A 25,789-nucleotide genomic window follows, 5' to 3' on the forward strand; every position below is an offset into this window, starting at 1 on the left:
CATAGGTATAAAGTTTCTATTTTTGCTGTATAGATCATGGAGATAGGCAGGAAGACTGAGCGAAAAAAGAAAAAGGACAAAACCATGTGGTTTTGTCCTTTTTGCATCAGCCGCGTTTGTTGCGGTTTCTTAAAAATGTAGGAATATCAAGGGCATCATCCGCCGGCTGTGAAGTATGGCGGTTTACCGTGTTTTGATGCTGTGTTTCTTCTCGTTTCGGCTCACGTTTCGCAGCAGGCTGGCTTTGAGACTTCAAGCCTTGGTTTAAATTCGGACGCTGCGGTTTTGAGTCATCTTTCTCCTGTTCGATAAAACCGGTCGCGATGACGGTAACGACGATTTCATCTTTCAGATTTTCATTGATAACTGAACCGAAAATCATATTCACATCAGGATCAGACGCAGAAGCGACGATATCGGCTGCTTCCTGCACTTCGTAGAGGCTCAGATTTGTACCTCCCGTAATGTTCATTAAAACACCTTGCGCTCCGTCGATTGCCGCTTCAAGGAGCGGGCTGGAGATGGCCTTTTTAGCGGCTTCGGCAGCACGGCTTTCTCCTGTTGCGATCCCGATACCCATCAATGCTGAACCTTTGTTGGACATGATGGTTTTAACATCGGCAAAATCCAAGTTGATTAAACCGGGCGTCGCGATAAGGTCTGAGATACCTTGCACCCCTTGGCGAAGCACGTTATCAGCTTCACGGAATGCTTCAAGCATCGGTGTGTTTTTATCGACAATTTCTAAAATCCGGTCATTCGGAATAACGATCAGCGTGTCAACGGCTTCTTTCATCGCCGTGATACCGCCTGCAGCCTGCAGCTGGCGTTTTCGTCCTTCAAATGTAAACGGTCTTGTTACGACTCCGACAGTCAAAGCGCCTAAGTCTTTTGCGATTTGCGCAATAACCGGTGCGGCTCCCGTTCCGGTACCGCCTCCCATTCCGGCTGTAACGAACACCATGTCAGCGCCTTTTAACGCTTCTTCGATTTGTTCTTTACTTTCTTCAGCGGCTTTTTTGCCGACTTCCGGATTCGCTCCCGCTCCGAGACCGCGGGTCAGCTTTTCTCCGATCTGCATTTTCACTTCTGCTTTTGACAGGTTAAGAGCTTGCGCGTCCGTATTGACCGCGATGTACTCTACACCCTGTACTTCGTTTTCAATCATTCGGTTGACCGCGTTATTACCGCCGCCTCCTACTCCGATTACTTTAATTGATGCTAAGCCGTCTATGTTTGTTTCGAAATCCAACATGCTAAATCCTCCTAATCTGCCGAATGACTATCAATCTATTCCCAAAACATGCTTAATAGTTTTTTCATTTTGCTCGGTTTGTTGTGTTCGGCTTGTTTTTTTTGTTTTGCTTTTGGACGCTGCTGCGCCTCAGGCCGCTGATGATGTTCTTCTTCGTGAGAGACCGCGATTTCCTGCACGGCTTCTTCCGGCATATGAAAGCCTATTTTTCTTCCCTGAATTCTGGCATTTCGGCAGGCAAATTGTATCAAGCCGACACCCGTCATATATTGAGGGTCTCTTACACCGATATAATTCGGGCTTGCGACCCTAACATTGTGCCTCAGCACTTCCTGTGCCAATGAAAGCACTCCGGGCATTGCGGCCTGTCCGCCGGTCAGCACAAAGCCGCCGGGCAGATCTGTAATTCCCATATGCTCAATTTCGGCTGCGGCAATCTCAAGAATCTCTTCCACTCTTGCTTCAATAATATTGGCAATTTCCTGCTGTGTAAAAGATTGCTTTTGATTCGTTCCTATGACGGTGACTTCAAATACTTCATCTTCTGAAGCCTCATCGTAGAATGCATGTCCGAATTGTTTTTTTACTCTTTCAGCCTCTTCGGTGGAAGTGCGCAATCCGATCGATACATCTTTCGTGATGTTTTCGCCTCCGAGCGGAATGACGGCTGTCTCCTTCAGGTGCCCCTGTTCAAATACCGCCACCGTCGTCGAGCCGCCGCCGATATCAATCATGGCGACTCCGAGGTTTTTTTCGTCTTTTGACAAAGCCGCTGAACCGGCCGCAAGCGGCTGCAGGCAGATATCTGTAATTTCGACGCCCGCTCTCTCCACACAGCGAAGTAAATTATGTAAGATCGTTTTGGAGCCGGTAATCAGCGTGCCTTCTACTTCCAGGCGCACGCCGAGCATTTTTTTCGGATCGGTAATTTCGTCTCTTCCGTCAACGATAAACTGTTTCGGAACGACGTCAACGATCAGCTGCTCGTGCGGAACTGACACGACCTGTGCCGCTTCCATTACCCTGCGGACGTCTTCAACGTGAATTTCTTTGTTTTCACTGGAAACAGCGACAACGCCGTTCGTATCTTGAATATGAATATAATTTCCATTAACGCCGACAATGGCTTTTTTCAGCGGAAAACCTACCATTCTTTCAGCTTGGTCAAACGCTTTTCTTATAGAATGAACGGTTTCATCTATATCAACGATTGAGCCTTTTTTCAACCCTTCAGACGGTACATTTCCCACTCCGATAATGTTAAGGGAATCATCTGTCATTTCTCCGACGATCACTTTTGTATTGGACGTACCGATGTCAAGACTGACGTAAAGTTCATTGTTGTTCATTCTATGGCACCTCCTCACATTTCGATCAAATTCTATTCTATTATTTGCGGAACAACAATACAATGGATGTGGCTTTACAAGTGTGTAACAAAAACAACAGCATCAACAAATTTTCATCTGATTTCTCACAATTTATGTTTAATGAAACTATTCGTTATATTCTATGTATATCCTCTTTTATATCGCATTTTTTTTATTTTTTTTGGAGATGGCCCACCTTACCGTAAGATTTCTTGTCACGGGGTCATCCTGTGCAATCCAGATGCAAATATACCCGCTTTCCATTAGTCTACACTAAGATGAACCTTCAGAAAAGCGATAGATATTGCCAGAAACATCCGAAAAAAGAAGAAACAGGAGGAAAATTCCAAATGCAATGCTCACTGCAGAAGACACGCCCATTGCATTAAGAATTTTCCGCTTGTCCGGCAGCCGGATCGCCGGCACAAAACAAACATAGTCATAACTATTCCGCTATCGGTTATATCGGCTGCCGTGCTGATTGTAACAGTCCCTTTTGAATCACCTTAAAATTAGTTCTTTAGAACTATTGATCAGTTTCTTTTTTCTTGCCGGATTTACCTTTTTTAAATTCTTCAAAATATGTAGCGACTTCTAAGTGGATAATTCCCTTTTTTTCGCCGTCCAGCTGAGAAACGATAGAAGGATAGGTCTTCATCCGGGCGGCAAACGTTTTAATTGAAGCGGTCACCACATATCCGTCGTTCATATACAGCTTAATCCGATCCTGATCCATTTTTACCGGCGTGTAGTAGATTTCAGAAATCGACTGCTTTAACGAACCTGAAAGCTTATCAAGCTGCTCCGCCATTTTGACCCGCTTTTTCGCGTTTGTCCAGTCTACCAAAATCGGACCCGCGTCATCGGGCGTGACTTCGTTCGGCAGCACGGTGCCGTTCTCCAGCACTTCATAATACACATCATTCCGCTGCAGATACGCGATGGTCTTATATTCTTCAATGTGAATTCTGACTTTGTTAGGAAATGCTTTTGAAAGCTCCGCCTTTTTCACCAGCTTATTCTGCTCAATCTTTTCTTCTGTTTTTTTCTTGTTCAGACTCCAGAACTCGGTCTGTCCGTTATGTATATCAGAAAGCGCGCTGATCTCTTTTACAGACACGTTTTCGTTTCCGGAAACGGTGACAGAAGAGACTTTGCTGATCGGCATCTGCAAATACACGATGATTAAAACCATCATAAAAAAGAGCACAATGAATGAAATCAGCCGGCGGTTTGCTTTTTGTTTCCGCTGCTCTTTGATTTTCGGAATCCGTTCTTCAATATTTACGATTTTTTCTCTTTCATGATTCGGGTTCACTGCCTGTCCACCTCGCTAAGAATGAAACAGCTTGACATTCGTCTGATTGAAAAACAAACGGCATGCTGTGATGCCGTTTGACATTTGTTAAAAGTATATCACATGAGCTCACGTAAATCAGAGAACCTTTAGCGATTCCCGCCGATGATTTCAACTTCTGTATGCATGTCAACATCATACTGCTCACGGATGGTCTTTTTCACATACTCAATCAGGTCAAGGACGTCCTTGGCAGTCGCCCCGCCGGCATTGACGATAAAATTCCCGTGCATTTCAGACACTTTCGCTCCGCCGATCTGATATCCTTTTAATCCCGCTTTTTCAACGAGGTTTCCGGCATGATCCGGCAGCGGATTTCTGAATATGCTTCCGGCGCAGGGGCTTGAGTACGGCTGAGTATTTTTTCTGTAATCTTTGTTTTGCTGCATTTGCGCCGTGATGGCTTCCCGTTCCTTTTGCTCAAGCTTTAGAACTGCCTCGAGACACACGCCGGGACGTTTTTTCTGCAATACAGATGTTCTGTAGCTGAAGTCCATCTCTTCGTTCGTCAGCCATTCGATCGTGCCGTCTTCAAATAAGATACGGGCTTTCACGAGAATCTCACTCATATCAGATCCGTGCGCCCCCGCATTCATATAGACGGCTCCGCCGATTGATCCCGGAATGCCTGCTGCAAATTCGAGTCCGGACATTCCTTTTTTACTCATCGAAGTCGCAAGACGGACGACTGAATAACCGCCTCCGACTGTCACCTGATCGCCGTCAATCTCCAAATGATCGAGTCCCGCTCCCAGCTTAATAACAACTCCTCTTATGCCTTCATCAAGCACGAGCAGATTTGAACCGCGGCCGATAACCGTCCATGGCAGGTCATGTTTCTTCACAATATCCATAATATCTTTGACCGCTTCCACACGGTTGGGGATGATTAAAATGTCCGCCGGACCGCCGATTTTCATCGTTGTATGATTCGCGAGCGGTTCTTGTTCCAGCACTTTGCCGACTTCGCGGTCTCTTAATTCCTGAATTACGTTCTCCATCGTAAACCTCCGCATTCCATTTGCTCTATTTTTTAATGTCTTCCATGATACTGTACAGTCTGGCTGCCGCATCGGGAACACCGAGTGATTTTGTCCGCTCACTCATGTCTTTTAACGTTTCATCATTCATTACGATTTTGTCCAGCGCAGCGATCAGTTTTTCTCCGCTGAGCTCGGTTTCCTTCAGTACGATTGCAGCGTCATGCTGGCTGAGCGCCTTCGCATTGACTTCCTGGTGATTGGCTGTCACGTACGGGCTCGGAATGAGCACGCTCGGAATGCCGAGTGCGGTGATTTCCGCAATCGTTGTCGCCCCGGCTCTGGCCACAATGACATCAATTGATTTTAAGTACTCCGGCATTTGGTGCAAAAACGGTTTTGTCACCATATTATCAGCGGCTTTTCCGCCTTTCAGCTCAGCCGTTACCTTCTCATAATGCACTTCCCCGGTAATATAAAGCACTTGGTAAGGTCTCGTTTTCAATTCTTCCTGCATATCAATAACTGCACGGTTAATAGGAGCCGCACCTCTGCTTCCGCCGAAAATGAGCACTGTTTTTTGATCTTCTTTCAGCCCGAATTCAGTTAACGAGCGGCCTGTCTTAATTGAGACGACTTCAGAGGCTCTCGGGTTTCCCGTAAAAACAACTTTTTCAGCAGGAAAATGCGATTTTGCCTCTTCAAAGCAAATCGCCACCTTATTAACATATTTCGAGAGAAACTTATTCGTGATGCCCGGAAGGCTGTTTTGCTCATGAATGATCGTCGGAATTCCCATTTTTGCCGCCGCGTATACAACCGGACCGCATACATAGCCGCCTGTGCCGATAACAGCATCTGGTTTAAATTCTTTTAAATACGATTTGCTTTTCTTCACGCCTTTTAAGAAACGCATGACCGTTTTTACATTTTCAAAAGAAAGTTTTCGTTTGAAACCTGTAATTTCAATGGCGCGAAACGGAATATTTTCCCGTTCAACAATTTTTTTCTCAAGACCGTTTTCTGTTCCGATATATAAAAATTCCACGTCAGGATGCCGGCGCTGAACTTCTTTAATAAAGGCCAAAGCCGGATAAATATGTCCTCCGGTTCCGCCTCCGCTTACTGCAATACGCATTCGTATGTCCCCCTTAATCACACAGCGATAACCCTGTTTTTTAGGACAGGGTTATTGATGTTGTCTGTTTTTTTATAAATGACGAATATATCATGAGTGATGAGGCAAGATACAGATCAATACCTCGAGTACCGGCTGACATTTAAAAGCACGCCGACCGCTGCGAGCATCAGCGTCAATGATGACCCTCCGTAGCTTAAAAACGGCAGCGTAATTCCTGTTACCGGGATCAGCCCTGTCACAACGCCGATATTAATCATGACTTGAATAGCAATCATAGAAATAATGCCGATGGCGACAAAGCTTCCGTATAAATCCGGAGCGCCGAGGGCAATCCTGACGCCCCGCCATAATAAAATACTGAACAGCAGCAATATGAGCGAACCGCCGATAAAGCCGAGTTCCTCAGATAAAATAGCAAAAATGAAATCGGTTTGCGGCTCCGGCAGGTAAAAAAACTTTTGCCGGCTTTGACCGAGCCCCATTCCGAACAGACCGCCCGGACCTACGGCATAGAGCGACTGAATGATCTGAAATCCGCTTCCAAGCGGATCCTCCCACGGGTTTAAGTAGGAGGTGATCCGTTTAATCCGATAAGGAGCGGACAGAACAAGCGCCGCAAATCCGCTTAAACCGATGAGTCCGAGAAACGCGAAATGAGCGATTCGCGCACCGGAAACAAATATCATCACGATGCACGTGCCCACCATCACCGTCCCCGTTCCAAGGTCGGGCTGGCACATGATAATAATAAATGCAGAAAACACGATTCCGAGCGCGGGAACGAATCCGCGTCTGAATGACGTAATGTTCTTCTGTTTTTCAGAAAGAAATTTAGCCAGAAACGCAATCATCGCGAGTTTCATAAACTCCGAAGGCTGAATGCTGAACGCGCCCACTCCGATCCAGCTTCTTGAACCGTTCCGCACCATTCCGACTCCCGGAATCAGTACAAGCACAAGCAGGAAAAAACAAATGATCAGAAGCAGCTTCGACCATGTCCGCCATGTCCAATAATCCACATTCATAATGAAAAACATGGCAATGACGCCGATTCCCGCAAACAGCAGCTGCCGTTTCGCAAAGAAAAACGAGTCGTCAAATTTATAATCCGCCCAAACCGCACTTGCACTGTAAACCATAATTAATCCTATTGTTAAAAGCAATAACGTAATGATAACTAATAACAAATCAGGCGCTGTTTTTTTAGTAGTCAAAGCAATCGACACCCCAAGCATAAGTCATTTAGGGCTGCCGATGAACAGAGACAAGCCCTTACTTAAGCATATGCACGGCATCTATAAACATGTCACCGCGTTCTTCAAATGTTTTGAACTGATCCCAGCTTGCACACGCAGGTGACAAGAGGATGACGTCTCCTTCATTTGAGAGCGCAAACGCCGCAGATACTGCTTGTTCAACATTATCGACACGTTTGACATGTTGTATTCCCAGCTCATTGCCCAGTTTTTCTATCTTCGGCGCCGTCTGGCCGAACGTAAGGACCGCTTTGACATTGTCCATATACGGTTTCAGATCGTCAAAGCCGTTGCCGCGGTCAAGTCCGCCTGCAAGCAGTATAACCGGAGCGTTGAACGCGGAAAGCGCTTTGCTTGTGGCCAAAATATTCGTCGCTTTGCTGTCATTATAAAATTTACGATTCTGAATCGCAGTCACATACTGCAGACGGTGTTTAACACCGGTAAAGCTTGTCAGTACCTTCTGAATAGCATTATTGGATGCGCCCGCCGTTTTTGCCGCGGCTACAGCGGCTAGAATATTTTCTAAATTGTGCGCGCCCGGCAGTACGATGTCATCAACAGGCAGAATCGCTTCATCGCCGAACATCAGCATCCCGTCTTTAATGAATGCACCGCTGGACAGTTCCTGATGAACTGAAAACGGAACGGTGCCGGCTTTTCCGCCTTCGGCAAGCCGCACGACTGTTTCATCGCTTTGGTTCACGATGGCCGTATCGCTCTCAAGCTGATGCAGATACACCTTCTGCTTGGCTTTTTCGTAATTTTCACGGCTGTGGTGATAATCCAAATGAGCGTCAAATACATTTAAAATCAGGCCGATTTCAGGTCTGAACGCATGAGTCCCCATCAGCTGGAACGAAGAAAGCTCCGTGACGATCCATTCATCACCGTCAGCATGATAAGCCACTTCACTGGCGACAGTGCCGATATTCCCCGCGATCAGCGCCTTTATCGAGTCAGCCTTCAGCATTTCGTAGACCAGGGTCGTCGTTGTTGTTTTCCCGTTCGAGCCTGTAATGCCGATGAATTTTGCATTGGTGATATAATACGCAAGCTCGATTTCCGTCCAGACCGGGATGCCTCTTCTTTGCGCTTCCTCTACCATGATATTTTCATACGGGATTCCGGGATTTTTGATCAGAATGGTAATATCATGCTGATCAAAAAGTGATGTCGGATGTTCACCGCATATAACCTCAATTCCTCTTTCTGAAAGCCTTTGGGCAGGTTCGTTTTCTTCAAAGGCTTTTTGATCATTTACGACGACGTTAATGCCTTTTTCATGAAGAATTGACGCAGCCGCATATCCGCTTTTCGCCAGTCCGAGGACCAGAAAGTTTTGTTTTTGCAAAAAAAGTTCGTTTTCCACTTATAACCACACCTCGATGTAAATTCCTAAAACGGCAAGCAGCAGTCCCGCAGTCCAGAATGTGACGACAACTCTCCATTCAGACCATCCGACCAATTCGTAATGGTGGTGAAGCGGACTCATTTTAAAGATTCGTTTTCCTGTCGTTTTAAAGCTGATGACTTGTAAGATAACAGATAAGGTCTCAATAACAAAAACTCCGCCGATAATGACGAGCAGAATTTCAAGCTTCGTCAGAATGGCAACGGTCACGATCGCTCCTCCGAGCGCAAGCGAACCGGTATCCCCCATAAATACTTTGGCGGGATGGGCGTTGAATACAAGAAAACCGAGAACGGCGCCGACAACGGCAACCGAGAAAATCGCAACGTCATATTGTGACTGGTTCCACGCAAGGATCGCGAAAGCGCCGAATGCGATAGCAGCAGTACCGGACAAGAGACCGTCCAGACCGTCTGTCAGGTTGACGGCGTTTGAACCTCCGACAAGCATAAAGAGAACGAGGATAAAGTATCCCCAGCCGAGATCGATTGACAGATGTGTTCCCGGCACCCTGATGCCGGTTGAAAAATGGCAGTAATGATATACTCCGTAGAATACAATGGCGATAATGATCTGGCCGATCAATTTCTGCTTCGACGTTAATCCGAGATTCCGTTTCATCACCACTTTAATATAATCATCCAAAAAGCCGAGCAGGCCGTATCCGATCGTGACAAACAGCAGAAGAAACATTTCCGCGCTCAAATGCGAAAATTTCTGCGTCATGACAATCGCCGTAATGGCGATGGATACGATAATCATGACCCCGCCCATCGTCGGCGTCCCTGATTTTTTCATATGTGATTTCGGCCCTTCTTCCCTGATGCTCTGGCCGAATTTTAAGCGTCTTAAAAACGGGATAAGAATCGGAGATATCAGAACACTGATTAAAAATCCCATTATTATTGTAAATAAAATCACTTGCTCAAGCATTGCTCTTTTCTCCTCCCGTTTCGTTCAAACGACATACGTATTTATCATATTCACATTGTTTCCCCGTAATTCTTTTCATTTCCCTCATTCTAACACTCTTTCCTGTTTTACTTTTTATTCAGCTCAACGATAGCTCTTCCCGCTACTTCGGCGTCATCAAAGTCGAATGTTTCATTGCCGATCTGCTGATAGGTTTCATGCCCTTTTCCGGCAATCAGGACCACATCACCCTTTTTCGCGTTGGCAATGGCAAAAAAGATGGCCTGCTCGCGGTTGGCGATACTGTGATAGTAAGTTCCTTCTACTCCTCTTTCCATATCTCTTAATATGGCCAGCGGGTCCTCGCTTCTCGGATTATCTGAGGTAAAGATCGGTTCGTCGGCAATCCGCACCGCAATTTCCGCCATTTTCGGGCGTTTTGTTTTGTCCCGGTCACCGCCGCAGCCGACGACGACGAAAAGCTTGCCCTCTGTCATGTCTTTGCATGTATTCAGGACGTTTTCCAGACTGTCAGGCGTGTGCGCGTAATCGACGACGACAGGGAACGGCTGATTGTGATTCACCAGTTCAAACCGGCCTCTGACACCTTGCAGCTCTTCAAGTGCGCTTGTGATCGTATCGAACGGGAGACCCGCTGCGATCGCTGTCGCCGCTGCAGCCAGTACGTTATACACGTTGAACCGGCCGACGAGTGAAACCGTGATCTGTTTTGTTCCTTTTGGCGTAACGAGTTCAAAGCTTGTGCCTTGCGCAGAGATCTCAATTTGTTTCGCCATGACATCGGCATCGTTTTCGATTCCGTATGTAAGGATGTGTGCCGCCGTCACTCTTTCAAAATAAGCGCTGGCTTTGTCATCTGCGTTTAAAACGGCCCGCTTCGGCTTTTCATGGTTGAAAGAGCCGCCCAGCTGGGAAAACAGGAGGCTTTTAGCCTGTCTGTAGTCTTCCATCGTCTTGTGATAGTCTAAATGGTCCTGCGTCAGATTCGTGAACACGGCGATATCATAATCGCAGCCGTGAACCCTGCCGAGTGACAGAGCGTGAGAAGACACTTCCATAATGGCTGTATCAACATGCTCGTCATTCATTTTCTTGAACGTTTTTTGCAGTGTGACGCTTTCAGGTGTTGTATTTTTGACCGGGAATGTCTCATCACCGATTTTAATGTACATCGTTCCGATTAAACCGGTCTGTCTTCCCGCTTTTTTGAAAATCTCATCCACCATATGCGTCGTTGATGTCTTGCCGTTTGTGCCGGTGATGCCGATAAGCTGAAGCTGCTTTGTCGGCTGCCCGTAAAACGCATCAGAAAGAACGCTGAGCGCCCGCTGTGACCGGCGGACGATAATGACAGGAATATCGACGTCAAGCTCTTTCTCGGCGACGATGGCCGCTGCGCCGTTTTCTGCGGCTTTTTGGGCGAAATCATGTCCGTCCACCGTATACCCTTTTATACACACAAAAAGACTCCCTTTTCTCACTTCCCTGGAGTCCATCTCAATTGAAGTTATATCAGGGTCATGAAAGTCATTTTGAACAGGTTCGGCCATTAAATATGTAAGCAGCTTTGTAAGTTTCATTGTATCAAACCTCTCAGAAATTCTATTCATTCTTTTATCATGATAATTGTTTGTAAAAGTCAGAATGGCTTTTAAACATACAGTTCATATTTTAGCGTAAATAAAAGGATACATCCAGTTAATCTTAAAAGTTATCTTCTTTTTTTATCTTTATGATAAAAGGCAGCCGAAAACAATCGGCTGCCTCAAAAAGACTCATTCTTCACTCAAGTAAACACGGATCTTTGAGCCTTCTTTTACTTTCGTTCCGGCTGCAGGTGATTGCTTCACAATTTTGCTTCCTTTTCCTGAGGAGTCTATATTCAAATTGACAAGCAGCGACTCAAGATCAGAGACAGACATCCCTACAACATTCGGAACCTCTATTGTTTTTGTGTCGTTCCATTGATATTTTTTCTCGATTTGATTTTTTCGCGGTTTAACGCCGAGCTCCGGCAGACTGTCTCTCATCATATTTCCGACAATCGGCGCGGCGACGGTTCCCCCGAATTGAATCGTGCCTTTCGGATTATCAACCGCGACATATACGACAAGGCTCGGGTCATCAGCCGGCGCAAAACCGATAAAGGAGACGATATGGTTGTTTTCGAGATATTTGCCGTCTTTGACCTTTTGAGCCGTTCCAGTTTTCCCCCCGACGCGATATCCTTCTACAAAGGCATTCCGCCCCGTTCCCTGAGCGACGACGCTTTCTAAAGCGTATCTGATCTGCTTTGACGTTTCCTGGGAAATAACTTGTCTTTTCGCAATCGGCGATTGTTTCTTAACGGTTTTTTTCGTGACGGGATCAACCCACTCTTTGGCGATAAACGGAGTATAAAGCGTTCCGCCGTTTATTGCTGCGGATACGGCTGCCACCTGCTGAATCGGCGTGACGGAAACCCCTTGTCCGAAAGCGGTTGTCGCCTGTTCGACCGGGCCGACTCTGTCAAGCGGAAATAAGATTCCCGTTCCTTCCCCCTGCAGATCGATGCCTGTTTTCTTTCCAAATCCGAAGTCCTTAATATATTGAAACAGCTTTTGTTTTCCGAGCCGTTCCCCAAGCTGTACAAACCCAGGGTTGCAGGAATTTTGAACGACTTCAAGGTAAGACTGCGAACCGTGGCCGCCCTTTTTCCAGCATCTGAGGCGGGCGCCGTCCACCTCGGCAAATCCTTTGTCATAAAAATGATCTCTTTGCAAGTTTACTTTTTGCTCTTGGAGCGCCGCCGCAAGCGTAATAATCTTAAAGGTCGAACCCGGTTCATACGTGCTCCATACCGGCAGATTCCGGTTGTAAACGGACGGATCCACTGATTGATAGTCAGCCGGATCAAAATCAGGACGGCTTGACATTCCCAGCACTTCTCCGTTTTTCGGATTCATTGCGACCGCAATCATTCCGTCCGGGTTGTATTTCGCCGCTGCATTGTCGAGCTCTCGTTCTATAATCGTCTGAACCTTGGCGTCAATCGTCAATTTCATATCAAGTCCGTCTTTCGGAGGGGTGTAATCATCCGCTTCATCAGGCATTTTCTTCCCCTTGGCATCCGTATAAAATTTCACGGAGCCCTTTACACCTTTCAAGTCATCATCATAATAAGCCTCCAGTCCGAGAAGGCCCTGGTTATCAATACCGGCAAAACCGAGAACATGGGACAAAAAACTTCCGTACGGATAATGACGGATGCTGTCTTCAGCTACATAAACTCCTTTTAAATCGAGCGCTTTGATTTCTTTCGCTTTTTTATTTGAAATTTTCCGGCCCTCGGGTGAGATTTTTTCTATGGATGTTTTCTTTGTAATGTGTTTGTAGACCTTCTCTTCTGACATATTTAAAACTGACGCGAGAAGCTTGCCCGTTTTTATGGGATTTTGAATCTGGCGCGGTACGACAAAGACGGTCGGCGCGCTTTTATTAGTAGCCAGCTTCACGCCGTTCCGGTCAAGGATCTCTCCCCGCTCAGGCTCAAACGGCAAATTCCGGCTCCAGGAATCCTTCGCCAGCGAAGTCAGCTTTTCCCCCATTACAAATTGGACATAGCCTAATCTGCTGTCAATGATCAAAAAAATGATCACGCCAAAAAGCAAAACCAGTAATAAACGTTTTCGAACCGTTACATTTGAAACGCGCAAGGGACCGTCCACTCCTTATTTAGGCTTGTTTCATTTTATGCCTCAGCTTGGACACATAGAACGGCGCGCATAAAAAAGAAGCCCGCGGGCATCCGCGGACTTCTCTGTCCCGTTAATCAGGATTTTTAAATTTCACCTTGATCACGGTATTTCCCTTCAGTTCTTTGCCTTTTTTGACACTTTGGCTGGCAGCGTAACCTTCGCCGCTCACATCAATGTGAATGCCTGATACCTTGCTGAATTGAAGCACTTCCCGTCTCGACCATCCGGACATATCCGGCATCGTCATCTTTCCGTCTGTTTTTAAGAAGATTTTCTGATTGGTGATCACATCTTCTCCGGCTTTCGGATACTGCTCTTTTACGGCAACATCACTGCCGATGACAATCGGTGTGAGATGTTCATTTTTCGCTTCCTTCTCAGAATTCGTAACCGTCTTGTCTGTCAGATCAGGCATCTTTTGGCTTTTCGTTTCTTCCTGGCCGGAATCTGACTTTTCCGTCGGCTCGATGTTCAAATAATGCAAACTGTTTTTCATCGTCGGGTTAAAGATTTCCGCGACAGGATCGGAGCTGCTTTGGCCCGCTTTTAATTGCGGCTGCTGCACGGCTACATAGATGACGAGCTTAGGATCATTTTTCGGCGCCATGCCCATGAATGAAAACACATAGTTGCTCGTTCCAGATAAATATCCGCCCGTCCCCGCGATTTGCGCGGTTCCTGTTTTCCCCGCAACATCAAAACCCTCAATTTTATAAGGTTTTCCCGTTCCGATGTCTGACGTCACGACTTCTCCAAGCAGATTCCGGACTTGTTTGGCCGTATCAGCCGAAATCGGCGTACCTGCTTGTTCGGGCTTTGTCTGCTTGACGACTTTTTTCGTATCAGGGTCGACAATATGGTCAATCACGTAAGGCTTCATCATTTTGCCGTTATTGGCAATCGCCGTGACTGCCTGAAGCTGCTGAATCGGCGTTATCGCCGATGCTTGGCCGTAAGCCGTAGACGCTTTATCAAAATCATATTTGAAGTTAATTTTACTTGATACTTCACCGGGCAGATCAATCCCTGTTTTTTGATAGAGCCCGAATTTGTGCAGATACTCATTAAACCGGTCAAACCCGAGTTTTTCATTGGCCAGTTTGGCGAAAGCAACATTGGATGACCTCATGAGGCCGTCATGGAAGCTTGTCATGCCCCAGCCGGCGCCATCATTCCAATCTTTAACAGGTCTATCGCCTACTTCATATGTTCCTGATTTATATTTCTCGTTTGCAGAGAACACGTTTTCCTGAATCGCCGCGGCAAGCGTAAAGATCTTCATCGTCGATCCCGGTTCATACGCGTACGACACTAAGTCGTTGTAATAATTGGTGACGTTTCTGAGATTCGGGTCAAAACTCGGACGCTGCCCCATCGCAAGCACTTTGCCTGTTTTCGGTTCTACGACAGCCGCCATAATTTTTTTCGGTTTATATTTTTCCGCCACTTTCGTCATGCTGTCTTCTAAAAAGGTTTGAATTTTCTGATCAATGGTTAAATATACATTGTCACCGTTTTTAGGTGCGGTGATTTTTTCTTTGCTGTTCGGAAGTTTCCAGCCGGATTTATCACTTTCATACGTGACAGATCCGTCGCGTTCCGTCAGATAGCTGTTCAGTATTTTTTCCAGCCCTAAAGATCCTTGTATCTGGTTTGTTTTTTCATTTACATCGGCATAGCCGAGAACATTTGATAAAAACACGCCGTTCGGATAGTAGCGCTTCGTATCTCTTAAGAAAGAAATACCCGGAAGATTCATTTTTTCGATCTTTTGCTTTTTCGCATAAGAGATATCGCGGCCAGCTGAACCGAATTCCACCTGCTTCGCGCCATTCCTGTTTAAGATGTCCAGAATCTCGCTTTTGTCCAGGTCAATAACGGACGCCAGCTTTTCCGCTGTCATTTCTTTGTCTTTGACATGCTGAGGGTGCTTCTTGTCGGTCGTCATCTTTTTATCAAGCACGGCAATGAGCTTATAAGTCGCCGTGTCCTCAGCGAGCACTTTGCCGTTCCGGTCAAGAATGGAGCCGCGGCTCGCTTCTATCGTCCGCTTTTTTTCGTGCTGCTCGGTCGCTTTTGTTGCAAGTTCCACCCCGTTAGCTTTACCGGTTAATTGAATGTACGCCATTCTCCCGAGAATGACAAAGAAAAAGAGAGCGAAACAAATACTCAGTATCGCTGCTCCTCTGTTCATAAACTTATTTTTTTTAGGCATGGGTTATCATTCCTGTATGTTTTTCACTTTTTTATCTTTCAGATTCAAACCGTGCTTTTTGGCGATATCCATCAATCGCTGCGGCTGGCTTAAGTCACCCGCTGTTTTTTGGAGATCACCGATCTGCTTATTCTTCTCTGATACTTTCTCCTCCAGTTTTTGCACCTCAATATTGGATTGGTACGCCGCGTATGCCTTTGATACGATAAACATTGAAGTGGAGAGAACGGCAATGGCAAACAGGACGAGCAGCACCTTTTCCCCGAGTGTAATGGAAGCCCCTTTTTTGACAATCACCTTTTTTTCGGGACTTATCACTGGCCGTTGTTGTTTTTCCTGCTGGTAAGCTAAGTTGCTCATAGGCTGATGACCTCCTTTATGTTGTCATTTGCTGCCCGTTATTTTCGTTTCTCCGCAATGCGGAGCTTCGCTGAGCGGGCGCGGTTATTTTCTTCAAGCTCCTCTTTTGATGCCGTAATGGGTTTTCTCGTAATCAGTTTTAATTCCGGTTCAAATTCTTCCGGTATCACAGGAAGACCCGGAGGCAGTTCGGGAAGTGATGATTTTTCCTTGAATGTCGTCTTGCACATTCTGTCTTCCAGTGAGTGAAAAGTGATCACAGATACCCTTCCGCCCGGCTTCAGCATCTCTATCGCCTGCAAGAGAGCCTCTTCAAATACTTGAAGCTCATCGTTTACGGCGATTCGAATGGCCTGAAATACGCGTTTGGCCGGATGACCGCCGCTTCTTCTCGCCGGAGCCGGTATCGCGTCCTTTATTAGATCGACCAGTTGGCCGGTTGTTTGAATAGGCGATTTCTCTCTTGCCTCTTCAATTTTTCTGGCGATTTGCTTGCTGAATTTTTCTTCTCCGTATTTAAAGAAAATCCGCACAAGATCCTCATACCGCCATTCATTTACGACCTCTTTCGCCGTAAGGGCGGCCGACTGGTCCATCCTCATGTCCAGCGGTGCGTCATGATGATAGCTGAATCCCCGTTCCGGTGTATCAAGCTGCGGTGAGGATACTCCTAAATCAAATAAAATTCCGTCGACACTCGTAATGCCGTGTTCGTGTAAACATTCTTTTAAATAACGAAAGTTGCTTTTCACCAAAATGAGCTGTCCTTTGTACTCAGACAATGTTTGCTTTGCGTTTTCAAGCGCCGTGTCATCTTGGTCAAAGGCGATTAAACGCCCTTTTTCCGATAATTGCTGCAATAAATATGTACTGTGCCCGGCGCCTCCCAGGGTGCAGTCCACATAGGTTCCGTCCGGTTTGATATTTAAACCGTCGACGGTTTCACGTAGAAGTACTGTCTTATGCTGAAACATTTGTGTCGGTCCCACCTTTATCAGGAATGAATTGAATTGTCAGTTGCTGTGATGCACGAAGATCCATTATATATCAAATCCAATCATGTTTTCAGCAATTTCGGCGAATGAATCTTCTTGCTCTTCTGTGTATTGTTCCCAGATTACCTTACTCCACAATTCAATTCGATTGGAAACCCCGATGACAACACATTCTTTTTCCAGTTTTGCGTAATTCAGAAGAGATGACGCAATATTAACCCTTCCCTGCTTGTCCAGTTCGCATTCGGTCGCACCGGAAAAAAAGAAACGGGTAAATGCGCGGGCGTCTTTTTTGGTGAGCGGCAGCGCCTTCAGCTTTTCTTCGATCAGCTTCCATTCATTCATCGGGTAGCCGAAAAGACATTGGTCAAGTCCTCTTGTCAGCACAAACTGCTCACCGAGGCCTTCTCTGAATTTTGCGGGTACGATCATGCGGCCCTTTGCATCAATTGTATGCTGGTATTCACCCATAAACATGATAAGGACCCCCACTTTCTCCCCTAAACTCACCACTATCCGCCACTTCTCTCCACAACCTCATTTTACACTGTTTAAACATAAAAAAAAACCCTGAACTATTCAGGGTTCTTTAAAACTTTATTTCAAAGTTTGACAATCTGATGTTGGTTTTGAAAAGAAAATGGCAGATGTTTGAAGGTTGTGAAGAATTTTGGACCGTAACGGTTCAAATAATACATTACATTCCAGATCCGTTCCTGCGGAGCGCCGAGCGGTCTGATGCTGTTTTGGATTCTTTCATAGTCACGAAGCACAAAACCTTCTTTTTCTTCAATTCTTTTTGTTACCGTCCGTTCTAGAAACAAGAGCTGATCTTGAATGAAGGCGGCATTCTTCTGTAAGAGCGGCTCAAGGCTTGAATCGACTTTAAGCGCTTCGTCTCTTGCTTTTTTATGGGCAGCTTCAATCTGTGACTTCGCCTGTTCCATCACAGAAGAAAATTCTTCAGGAATCTGCTCGTTAAAATAAGTCTCCTTCAGATGTCCGGTGCCGTGTTCGATCGCTTCTTGAAGCGGGATATTCCGTTCTGCAAGCTTCTTTTCAATATGGCGCTCAAGAATCGTAATGTTTAATCTCGGCACTACCGGAGTCATAGAAAAGCCCATTAATGAGAAAGCCTGCTTCAGCTCGCCCCAATAATTGACTTCCCCCGGCCCTGCGATAAACGCAAGAGTCGGGATGAGAAACTCCTGCATCAGCGGCCTTGTCACAACGTTATTGCTGAAACATTCCGGTTTTTCTTCCATATGGGTATGAAGTTCGTCGTCCGTCCACTCGAGGTCGAGCTCCTTAATGACAAAAACGCCATTTTCTTTTTCAATTAAGAAGCGCTCTCCCTCATACTCGTAAAATAAGTTGGCCTGTTCTTTGTCCGATTCAATAATCGGGTGATAACCGGCTTCCCGCATAAGACGTTGCTGATTTGACACTGCTTCGGCAAGTTCATTATTGTGCTTTAAAATCTGCTGAAACATTCCCGTTTCCAGCTTTTTAATTCCGGGATCTCCGGAATTCATCAGAATAAGTCCTTCTTCTTGAAACAAGCCGGCGATTAACAGTTCAAAAAAATCCGTAAATGTCTCTGATGAGCGTAAACATCGCTTCACATTTTGAAGGAGTGCGTTTGTGTGATCCGTTTCCTCAAAAGAAGCGAACACCTCATCAATCCACGCCGCACATTTTTCCTGATCAAGAGAGGTATTGGCTGCCGATGTTTTTTTCCAGTAAGACTGCGGCAGCTTCTGTTTCACCGGGCCTTTTTTCTCTGTTGACGTATGCACATAATTGATTTCTTCCAGATCGTGATCTTCACCCGCCACCCAGAAAATCGGAACGACAGGAATCCGGAGCGCCTCTTCCTGCTGTCTGGCAAGTACGATAATGGAGATAATCTTATGTATGGTGTAAAGGGGTCCTGTTAAAAGACCGGCCTGCTGTCCGCCTACAACTGCTGCGCTATTTGGATCTCTCAGTTTTTTGATGGAGGCCTGCATGGCGGCGGAGTTAAATTTTTCGTGATACGAGGATAGGTAATCGGCTAATTCCTCTCTGGCAAACGGCCTTGAAGACAGGTCTTGAAGCCGCTTTTGCCATACATCCTCAGAATGAATATCATAATCAAAAAATGAAGACATGTTTTCTCCATCTATATAGTGCTGCACAAACGTATTTTGACTTTTGATGGAAAGTTCAGTTAGCTGCATCTGTCTGGAACTTCCTTTCTCCAATAAATAGTTAGGTTTCCGAAATGAGTATAGCATGTTAGCGGAAAACCTCAAAAGACTTTGTTTCAGTTTCTTTCTAACGCTTTTATGCTGCGGTGTAAAAACGGGAGATGAACGGCCGGCAATCCCCGGCTCTCCGCCTCTTTCACAAGGTATCCGATAATCGCATCGGCCTCCGTCCGTCTTCCCTCCAAGATATCGACAAGCATGGAAGAATGATTTTTTTCCGTCAGGCTGCAAACTTCGCAAACCCTGTTCCACGCTTCCTCTCTATCCGCGAGGCCAAGTATTGTCTCCGCTTCTTCAAACACGTTTCTCATATATGTTTTGTAAGCGGCATTTGTTAACAGCTCTCCGTTTTTCACGCGCAGCAATGCAGTTAACGGGTTGATGCATACATTTATGATCAATTTTCCCGTTAACAGCTGATACCAGTCGTTTTCATCATATACGGGAAAATCCCGGTGCATTCCGGAAAAGATGGTTTTGAGCGTTTCCGGACGGGATGCACGGAATACACTCCATCTTACGGCTCCGGTCCCAGTATGTTCAACGACATGATCTGATATCCTTTTTGCCCCGTGCTCAACCGTGCCGGCATAAAGCGAATGATCTGTATGCCAATCTTTGATGTCGTGTATGTGTCCCATGCCGTTTTGCAAAAACAACACATTCGTCCCTTTTATTGTCTCAAGATCCGGCAAAACATCGCTGAGCTGGTGCTGTTTAACAGCTGCGATTAAGAGATCGAATCCGGAAGTGATGCCTGTTTGCGCTCTGCATGACGCCGTAAATTCTTTTCCGTCTTTCACCAGGCGTATACCGCCTGAGTTAATCGCATCAGCCTGCTCTGTCCGCCTCGTGATGACCGTTACCTGATGGCGGGACGATAAGTAGTAAGCACATAAAAGGCCCACCGCTCCGCCGCCGATAATTCCGATTTTCACACTGTCACACCCTATATCTGCTTTTTTCCATATTATCATAGCAGAAGCCGCCGCAAATTACTTCAATTTCGTTTTGAACAAAATGACAGACGAACATATTATAGTTGGAATTTTCAATTAAAGCGTTTACAATAATAAGTAGAACACAACAAAGGGGGAGTTTGTGTTGAAAATAGAGCGCCTGCTCATCAACTTTAAGACACTCGAAGAATTTAAAAGGTTTAAAGAATACGGGATGCAGGAGCTGTCCATGCTTGAAGATCTGCAGGATAATATCATTGAAAATGACAGCACCTCGCCTTTTTACGGGATTTACTTCGGGGATAAACTAGTGGCGAGAATGAGTTTATATCAGGTAAGCGGCAGTGCGAATCCGTATTTTGATCAGCGTCAGGACTTTTTGGAACTATGGAAGCTGGAGGTTCTTCCCGGCTATCAAAACAACGGATATGGCAAAGCGCTTGTCGATTTTGCAAAATCCTTCAGAATGCCGATCAGGACGAATTCACGCATGAAATCAGCAGAATTCTGGGATAAGATGAATTTCGAGCCCGTTAAATATGATATGGCGCGTGATAAAGGAGAAAACCCTTACATCTGGCATCCTGATATGGACGGTGAAATGACAGCCGGGGAAACGGCATAATAAAAAAACCGGCCGGGACAATGCCCTCAGGCCGGTTGATTTTACAGGCTCTGCGCCGATTTTCTTTCATCATCTTTCAAATTGACCATCCTTCTCGCCCTGTCCATAATATCAATTAACGCTTTGTAATCTTCTTCCGTCATCTCCAGCTTGTTTCTCAAGCTTTCGTTTTCCTCACGCAGATCCTCGACTTCTTTTTGCAGCGCGGTCAGCTGTTCTGTGAGTTTTTCTTTTTCATGACGCACATCCGCTGCGGCTGGCGACTCTTTAAATTGCTGCAGAAACAAAATCACATCATCAATGGACAGCTCTTTTTCTCCTTCCGCCCTGCGGATCGGGGGCTGCTTGACGGTTCCCGGCAGATTGGCGGAATGCACCCCGATTTGCTTTCTTAATTCCTTCCGCTGTTTTTTCGCCAGTTCTATCCCTGACTGATATTGTTTCCTGACATAAGAATTCCACCTGAACCCGCAGGCGGCAGCCGTTCTCGTCAGCGCTCTGCCGACTTCTTCAAAAGCGGAAAGCTGCGTCCCGCCTTCCCGTATGTGCCTGAGCACCACTTCGGCCAGCAGCAAATCTTCATCTTGCGTCCACGCATCTTGTCTCGTAATCGTCAATCGTATCTCCCTCCATATTTGCTCATTTACCTCATACATATGCCGCTGATAGATTAGATAGACTATTGGCGCTCACAATTTTTTCGGCGGAAGCAGGCCGGAGGAAGAAAAAAAGAAAAGCGCAGGAACCGAAATTCCCGCGCTTTTCTTCATACATTAATTGCTTTTTACATTTATGTCTTTGCCGTTGTATGATCCGCATGCTTTACATACACGGTGAGACAATTTCATCTCTCCGCATGACGGGCATTCTGTCATACCAGGTACATTTAGTTTGAAATGTGTACGGCGCAATCTTTTTTTCATTTTAGAAGTTCTTCTAAAAGGTACAGCCATTATTCCCACCTCCTTAAAGAGTTAAGATTCATCATCTTGTGTTAAGAGCTTTTTCAGATCCGCAAGTCTGGGGTCGATCTGATTTTTCTTCTCTTCCTCAGAAATCACTTGCCAATCCTTTCCCACTTGGGGAGCGGCCCCTTCTTTTTGTTCAGTTTCACAAAAGATTTGCATAGGAATTTCTAAAAGAATCTCTTCTTTTACGATCGGAGTCAAGTCGACGGTATCGTCTTCAGCAATATGAACGTCCTCATCTTCTATATCATCCGTCTTATGAAATCTAAACAGTTCTTTTGTCGCGATTGTAAATGGATACGGCACATCAACTAAAGTTCTTGAGCACGGCAAAACCATTTCGCCTGAAATCGTAAAGTCAAACGAAACCTGCTTGGATTCAATCTCCGCGCGGCCCTTCACCCGGACGGGAGAAATGCGGCGGATGTCAGAATTCAATTTTGTCAGCTCATTCAACTCAACTGTTTCATCAAATTCAAAGCTCTTTTTCGCCATTTGATGAAGCTGATAAATCGTCCATTTCATTTGTATCACCTCAGGAAAGCAACAAACATGATTATAGCTTTTCAGAATGTTTTTGTCAATATTTTTTCTTTACAGCATAATGCCGCCGTCATGCAATCGTTGACAGCCGGATAGGCTAATCATACACTAAACGAAACGGACGAAAATATGCACTTCATTTGCAAATGTACCATACGAAGCAAAACATAGCAAGAAAGGCGGAACAAATATGAAAGCAGTCGGCCTCGTTGTTGAATATAATCCCTTTCATAACGGACACCGCTATCATGCGGAACAAGCAAAAATCAAGACGGACAGCAGCGTCGCGGCGGCGGTGATGAGCGGCCCTTTTTTGCAGCGCGGGGAACCGGCCGCCGTCTCAAAGTGGGCCCGGACAAAAATGGCGCTGGAAAACGGCGTGGATATCGTCATTGAGCTCCCTTATATGTATGCCGTACAAAAAGCGGAATTATTCGCGCGCGGCAGTGTTTCGCTTCTTCACCAATTAGGATGCAACAGCTTATTTTTCGGCAGTGAAAACGGACGGATTGACCCCTTTATTGAAGCCGCTGAAGCGTTCAGCCGAAAGGAATCTGACTGCATCCAGATTCTGAAAGAGGAGCTGAAAAAGGGGCTCAGCTATCCGGCCGCCGCCTCAAAAGCTTTTTCACACATATTCAAAGGACAGGACATGCTTGATTTGTCTAAGCCGAACAATATTCTCGGTTTTCACTACGTCAAAGCGATACACGCCTCCGGTTCCGCCATGAAACCTTATACGACAGCCAGGATCGCTTCCGGGTATCATGACGCCGAGCTTCCCGGGGATGACAGCCGGATAGCCAGCGCCACAAGTATCAGAAAAGCGCTGATCGAAAAAGGAACGGCAGCCGCAAAGAGCTTTCTCCCGGAAGCGTCTGTGCGCGAGCTGGACGCATACAGACGCTCATACGGATTATGGCACAGCACGGAAGACTATTTTTCATATGTAAAATACAGCCTCAGCACTCTGTCCGCTGAAGAATTGAGCCAAATCTATGAAGTGGAAGAAGGCCTTGAGCACAGAATTATGCGCACCATCAGACAAGCCCGCTCCTACCAGGAAATGATGGAACGATTGAAAACAAAACGATACACGTGGACGAGGCTGCAGCGGATGAATACGCACATTCTGACACGGACGAAAAAAGAAGACATGCACCGGCTTTTAAAGCCTGCAAGCGCACCTTATATCCGTCTTCTCGGAATGACGAAAAAAGGACAGGCATATCTGTCGGCAAAGAAAAAAGAGCTTACCGCGCCGCTCGTCAGCAAGCTCTCCTCTTTCTCCCATCCCGCTCTGGATCTGGACATATCGGCGGGACGGGTTTACAGCCTGCCGATAAAAGAACCTGAACGCACATGGTTTGAGAAACAGGAATTTTCACAAGCGCCGATCCGCTACGATGAAGACGAAAAACGTTTTTTGAATGCGTAAAAAAAGCACCTGACTGTATCAGGTGCTTTTTACTTTCAGCTTATCCAAATAATCAAGTGCGTCCTGCATGGTGTCGACCGGAACAATCTTCATATCGGACTTGATAGCTTTTGCCGTTTTTACCGCATTTTTATAATCAGAGTTTTCAGCACCGTTTTGGTTCGGCGCAAAGAAAATATCTTTCCCCGCTTTGTCTGCGGCGACGACTTTCTGATCGATTCCGCCGATCGGTCCGACTTTGCCGTCAACGTCGATTGTTCCCGTTCCGGCTATATTATAGCCTTTTGTTTCGTCAGGTTTTGTCAGCTGGTTGTAAATTTCTAAAGACATCATGAGACCCGCAGAAGGCCCGCCGATGTTTTCAATGCTGAAATGAAGATCGGGCTTCACTTTCACGTTCCGGTCCGTATATAAGGCGACACCGATTCCCGCTCTTTTCGGGTCGTCCGGGAATGATTTCAGCCCAATGTCAACGGTCTTTTCTTTCGTGTCCCGTTCAATGTGAAACGTGACTTTTTCCCCCGCTTTTTTGCTGCTGATATAATCAATCAGCTTTTCAGCGGATTCGTATTTCTTCCCATCCGCGCTGATGATTTTATCACCGACCTCTATTTTTCCTTTTGCCGGCATGCCGGAGACGACTGAGCTGGCGTAAATGCCGTTAAATGAGTATTTTACCTGTTTTCCGGCTTTTTGATAAGCGGCAATGACCGCGTTTTCTTGAGAGCTTTTCATCATCTGCAGCTGGCGCTTCATATAGTCTGAATCTGTTTCGCCCTCTTCTTTTATGCTTTCATCCGGGACGATTTCATCGTAAGGATGCACTTTCGCCCAAAGATATGTATACGGATTGGCTGGGCCTACTTTGACAGTCATCAAGGAAAGGCTTCCTTTTTCAGGATAGCCTCCGTCCACCTTAATCAGCGGTCTCAGCTCTGATGCTTCTCCCGGCTGTGTGATGTAATACGGAAGCTTAATAAATGTAACAGCGATTAATAAGATCAGGATGATAAACACCCAGCGAAAATGTTTTGCTTTCATATGAGTTAGCCCTCCCAGTTCTCTATTTCTTGTTTAATCCGGCCGATCATCCGGTCTGCGGCTTCTTCGCCCGCTGTGATCATATGATCAATGTTGGCAAAAGAGCTTGAACTGAATGATTCAAGAGAAGGGCGGATCATGACGTCTGCGGCAATGGTCTGGTGACGGACCAATTCATTTTGCAGTATATCCATACTTTGCATGATTACATCAAAAATATGTGCCGCTTTTTCCGTTTTTTTCACCCGCGATACGTCGGAGGCGATGACGATATCAGCGCCCATATCTTTTACCGCGGAAACCGGGATTCTGTCGACCACCGCGCCGTCCACTAACATGCGCCCGTTCATTTTTTGCGGAACGAAAACGCCCGGTATGCTGATGCTCGCGCGGACGGCTTCGGATACAGAGCCTTTTGTAAAAACGAGTTTTTCTCCGGTCTGGAGGTCGCATGCCACAATGCCGAGCGGGATCCGCAGTTCTTCTATCGGCTTGCCGTACGTATACGCATGTACGAGCTGCCTGATGCGGTCCCCTTTTAAAAATCCGAGACGCGGCATCGTATAATCTGCATACAGCCGCCGCTTAAATGCTTTGGCGACTTTTTTCATCGTGGCCACGTCATGCCCGGCCGCATAAAAGCTTCCGACTAACGCTCCCATGCTGCTGCCGGCAATCATATCAATTGGAATCTGATGCTTATGTAAACTGGATAACACTCCGAGGTGAGCAATGCCTCTTGCCCCTCCCGAACCTAACGCTAACCCGATTGTAGGTTTGGCCAACGCGACGAACCCCCTATAGACATCCTATACATGAATTCTATGGTCTAAATTGAACCCCTATGCTCGTATATTAGTACAGGATGACAAATAGGTACTTGCCCGGCCGTCCTTAAGGTCTGTTCTATATTTTATCATGATATAAATGTCAGTGTGCAATTTTAGCAT

At 46.1% G+C, this 25,789-nt stretch carries 23 protein-coding genes; 2 read left to right on the top strand and 21 right to left on the bottom strand.

Annotated features, from left to right (window positions below):
- Positions 1 to 106 precede the first annotated feature (106 nt).
- The 16 genes from ftsZ to AUL54_RS03060 form a co-directional block, all read right to left on the bottom strand.
- Positions 107 to 1,255 (bottom strand): cell division protein FtsZ, encoded by a 1,149-nt coding sequence (gene ftsZ / locus AUL54_RS02985; protein WP_060962844.1) that lies wholly within the window; start codon positions 1,253 to 1,255, stop codon positions 107 to 109.
- Between the two features lie 35 nt (positions 1,256 to 1,290).
- Positions 1,291 to 2,604, bottom strand: a complete 1,314-nt coding sequence (ftsA, locus tag AUL54_RS02990) for a cell division protein FtsA (protein ID WP_060962845.1) — start codon at positions 2,602 to 2,604, stop codon at positions 1,291 to 1,293.
- A 547-nt stretch (positions 2,605 to 3,151) separates the two neighbouring features.
- Positions 3,152 to 3,943: a cell division protein FtsQ/DivIB gene (locus AUL54_RS02995; protein ID WP_060962846.1), complete on the bottom strand. Its 792-nt coding sequence runs from the start codon at positions 3,941 to 3,943 to the stop codon at positions 3,152 to 3,154.
- Between the two features lie 128 nt (positions 3,944 to 4,071).
- Positions 4,072 to 4,983 (bottom strand): UDP-N-acetylmuramate dehydrogenase, encoded by a 912-nt coding sequence (gene murB, locus AUL54_RS03000; RefSeq protein WP_047475120.1) that lies wholly within the window; start codon positions 4,981 to 4,983, stop codon positions 4,072 to 4,074.
- A 25-nt stretch (positions 4,984 to 5,008) separates the two neighbouring features.
- On the bottom strand, positions 5,009 to 6,100 hold the full coding sequence (murG, locus tag AUL54_RS03005; RefSeq protein ID WP_016936207.1) for an undecaprenyldiphospho-muramoylpentapeptide beta-N-acetylglucosaminyltransferase: 1,092 nt from the start codon (positions 6,098 to 6,100) through the stop codon (positions 5,009 to 5,011).
- Positions 6,101 to 6,216: 116 nt separating this feature from the next.
- Positions 6,217 to 7,317 (bottom strand): stage V sporulation protein E, encoded by a 1,101-nt coding sequence (spoVE, locus tag AUL54_RS03010; RefSeq protein WP_003154430.1) that lies wholly within the window; start codon positions 7,315 to 7,317, stop codon positions 6,217 to 6,219.
- A gap of 58 nt (positions 7,318 to 7,375) precedes the next feature.
- Positions 7,376 to 8,731 (bottom strand): UDP-N-acetylmuramoyl-L-alanine--D-glutamate ligase, encoded by a 1,356-nt coding sequence (gene murD, locus AUL54_RS03015; protein WP_060962847.1) that lies wholly within the window; start codon positions 8,729 to 8,731, stop codon positions 7,376 to 7,378.
- Positions 8,732 to 9,706: a phospho-N-acetylmuramoyl-pentapeptide-transferase gene (mraY, locus tag AUL54_RS03020; protein ID WP_007409707.1), complete on the bottom strand. Its 975-nt coding sequence runs from the start codon at positions 9,704 to 9,706 to the stop codon at positions 8,732 to 8,734.
- Between the two features lie 107 nt (positions 9,707 to 9,813).
- Positions 9,814 to 11,286, bottom strand: coding sequence for a UDP-N-acetylmuramoyl-L-alanyl-D-glutamate--2,6-diaminopimelate ligase (locus tag AUL54_RS03025; RefSeq protein ID WP_060962848.1), 1,473 nt, complete (start codon positions 11,284 to 11,286; stop codon positions 9,814 to 9,816).
- Between the two features lie 195 nt (positions 11,287 to 11,481).
- Positions 11,482 to 13,401, bottom strand: coding sequence for a stage V sporulation protein D (locus AUL54_RS03030; RefSeq protein ID WP_003154438.1), 1,920 nt, complete (start codon positions 13,399 to 13,401; stop codon positions 11,482 to 11,484).
- 112 nt (positions 13,402 to 13,513) lie between these two features.
- The gene (pbpB, locus tag AUL54_RS03035; protein WP_060962849.1) at positions 13,514 to 15,658 is read right to left on the bottom strand and encodes a penicillin-binding protein 2B; all 2,145 of its coding nucleotides are present in this window, start codon (positions 15,656 to 15,658) and stop codon (positions 13,514 to 13,516) included.
- Positions 15,659 to 15,664: 6 nt separating this feature from the next.
- A complete protein-coding gene (gene ftsL, locus AUL54_RS03040; RefSeq protein WP_060962850.1) occupies positions 15,665 to 16,018 on the bottom strand; it encodes a cell division protein FtsL in 354 nt (117 codons plus the stop codon).
- A gap of 38 nt (positions 16,019 to 16,056) precedes the next feature.
- A complete protein-coding gene (rsmH, locus tag AUL54_RS03045; protein ID WP_016936213.1) occupies positions 16,057 to 16,992 on the bottom strand; it encodes a 16S rRNA (cytosine(1402)-N(4))-methyltransferase RsmH in 936 nt (311 codons plus the stop codon).
- Between the two features lie 66 nt (positions 16,993 to 17,058).
- Entirely contained in the window at positions 17,059 to 17,490 is a 432-nt protein-coding gene (gene mraZ / locus AUL54_RS03050) for a division/cell wall cluster transcriptional repressor MraZ (RefSeq protein WP_013352164.1), read from the bottom strand.
- Between the two features lie 125 nt (positions 17,491 to 17,615).
- Positions 17,616 to 19,235, bottom strand: coding sequence for a bacillithiol biosynthesis cysteine-adding enzyme BshC (bshC, locus tag AUL54_RS03055; protein ID WP_060962851.1), 1,620 nt, complete (start codon positions 19,233 to 19,235; stop codon positions 17,616 to 17,618).
- 86 nt (positions 19,236 to 19,321) lie between these two features.
- Entirely contained in the window at positions 19,322 to 20,203 is an 882-nt protein-coding gene (locus tag AUL54_RS03060; protein ID WP_060962852.1) for a 2-dehydropantoate 2-reductase, read from the bottom strand.
- A 163-nt stretch (positions 20,204 to 20,366) separates the two neighbouring features.
- Between AUL54_RS03060 and AUL54_RS03065 the strand changes: the two genes are divergently transcribed.
- Complete coding sequence (locus tag AUL54_RS03065) at positions 20,367 to 20,849, top strand: N-acetyltransferase (protein ID WP_060962853.1); 483 nt, start codon at positions 20,367 to 20,369, stop codon at positions 20,847 to 20,849.
- Between the two features lie 41 nt (positions 20,850 to 20,890).
- Here AUL54_RS03065 and gerR read toward each other — a convergent pair whose 3' ends face one another.
- The 3 genes from gerR to AUL54_RS03075 all read right to left on the bottom strand — a co-directional run bounded on the left by gerR (position 20,891) and on the right by AUL54_RS03075 (position 22,342).
- On the bottom strand, positions 20,891 to 21,466 hold the full coding sequence (gene gerR / locus AUL54_RS03070; RefSeq protein ID WP_016936217.1) for a sporulation-specific transcriptional regulator GerR: 576 nt from the start codon (positions 21,464 to 21,466) through the stop codon (positions 20,891 to 20,893).
- Between the two features lie 156 nt (positions 21,467 to 21,622).
- On the bottom strand, positions 21,623 to 21,802 hold the full coding sequence (gene rpmF, locus AUL54_RS20425; protein WP_003154457.1) for a 50S ribosomal protein L32: 180 nt from the start codon (positions 21,800 to 21,802) through the stop codon (positions 21,623 to 21,625).
- Between the two features lie 21 nt (positions 21,803 to 21,823).
- Entirely contained in the window at positions 21,824 to 22,342 is a 519-nt protein-coding gene (locus tag AUL54_RS03075) for a YceD family protein (RefSeq protein ID WP_016936218.1), read from the bottom strand.
- 208 nt (positions 22,343 to 22,550) lie between these two features.
- Here AUL54_RS03075 and AUL54_RS03080 point away from each other — a divergent pair, with 208 nt between their 5' ends.
- Positions 22,551 to 23,798, top strand: coding sequence for a nucleotidyltransferase (locus tag AUL54_RS03080; protein WP_060962854.1), 1,248 nt, complete (start codon positions 22,551 to 22,553; stop codon positions 23,796 to 23,798).
- A gap of 18 nt (positions 23,799 to 23,816) precedes the next feature.
- Here the strand turns inward: AUL54_RS03080 and AUL54_RS03085 are convergent, their stop codons facing one another.
- Both AUL54_RS03085 and AUL54_RS03090 read right to left on the bottom strand, forming a co-directional pair.
- The gene (locus AUL54_RS03085; protein ID WP_060962855.1) at positions 23,817 to 24,839 is read right to left on the bottom strand and encodes a SepM family pheromone-processing serine protease; all 1,023 of its coding nucleotides are present in this window, start codon (positions 24,837 to 24,839) and stop codon (positions 23,817 to 23,819) included.
- Positions 24,840 to 24,844: 5 nt separating this feature from the next.
- Positions 24,845 to 25,624, bottom strand: a complete 780-nt coding sequence (locus tag AUL54_RS03090; RefSeq protein WP_014304961.1) for a patatin family protein — start codon at positions 25,622 to 25,624, stop codon at positions 24,845 to 24,847.
- Positions 25,625 to 25,789 lie beyond the last annotated feature (165 nt).

This window comes from Bacillus sp. SDLI1, assembly GCF_001553895.1.
Classification (GTDB): domain Bacteria; phylum Bacillota; class Bacilli; order Bacillales; family Bacillaceae; genus Bacillus; species Bacillus siamensis.

Coding starts and splice junctions, on each gene's coding strand:
- ftsZ (WP_060962844.1), bottom strand. CDS start 1,255: ATGTTGGATTTCGAAACAAACATAGACGGCTTAGCATCAATTAAAGTA.
- ftsA (WP_060962845.1), bottom strand. CDS start 2,604: ATGAACAACAATGAACTTTACGTCAGTCTTGACATCGGTACGTCCAAT.
- murB (WP_047475120.1), bottom strand. CDS start 4,983: ATGGAGAACGTAATTCAGGAATTAAGAGACCGCGAAGTCGGCAAAGTG.
- murG (WP_016936207.1), bottom strand. CDS start 6,100: ATGCGTATTGCAGTAAGCGGAGGCGGAACCGGAGGACATATTTATCCG.
- mraY (WP_007409707.1), bottom strand. CDS start 9,706: ATGCTTGAGCAAGTGATTTTATTTACAATAATAATGGGATTTTTAATC.
- AUL54_RS03025 (WP_060962848.1), bottom strand. CDS start 11,286: ATGAAACTTACAAAGCTGCTTACATATTTAATGGCCGAACCTGTTCAA.
- pbpB (WP_060962849.1), bottom strand. CDS start 15,658: ATGCCTAAAAAAAATAAGTTTATGAACAGAGGAGCAGCGATACTGAGT.
- ftsL (WP_060962850.1), bottom strand. CDS start 16,018: ATGAGCAACTTAGCTTACCAGCAGGAAAAACAACAACGGCCAGTGATA.
- rsmH (WP_016936213.1), bottom strand. CDS start 16,992: ATGTTTCAGCATAAGACAGTACTTCTACGTGAAACCGTCGACGGTTTA.
- mraZ (WP_013352164.1), bottom strand. CDS start 17,490: ATGTTTATGGGTGAATACCAGCATACAATTGATGCAAAGGGCCGCATG.
- bshC (WP_060962851.1), bottom strand. CDS start 19,235: ATGCAGCTAACTGAACTTTCCATCAAAAGTCAAAATACGTTTGTGCAG.
- rpmF (WP_003154457.1), bottom strand. CDS start 21,802: ATGGCTGTACCTTTTAGAAGAACTTCTAAAATGAAAAAAAGATTGCGC.
- AUL54_RS03075 (WP_016936218.1), bottom strand. CDS start 22,342: ATGAAATGGACGATTTATCAGCTTCATCAAATGGCGAAAAAGAGCTTT.
- AUL54_RS03080 (WP_060962854.1), top strand. CDS start 22,551: ATGAAAGCAGTCGGCCTCGTTGTTGAATATAATCCCTTTCATAACGGA.
- AUL54_RS03085 (WP_060962855.1), bottom strand. CDS start 24,839: ATGAAAGCAAAACATTTTCGCTGGGTGTTTATCATCCTGATCTTATTA.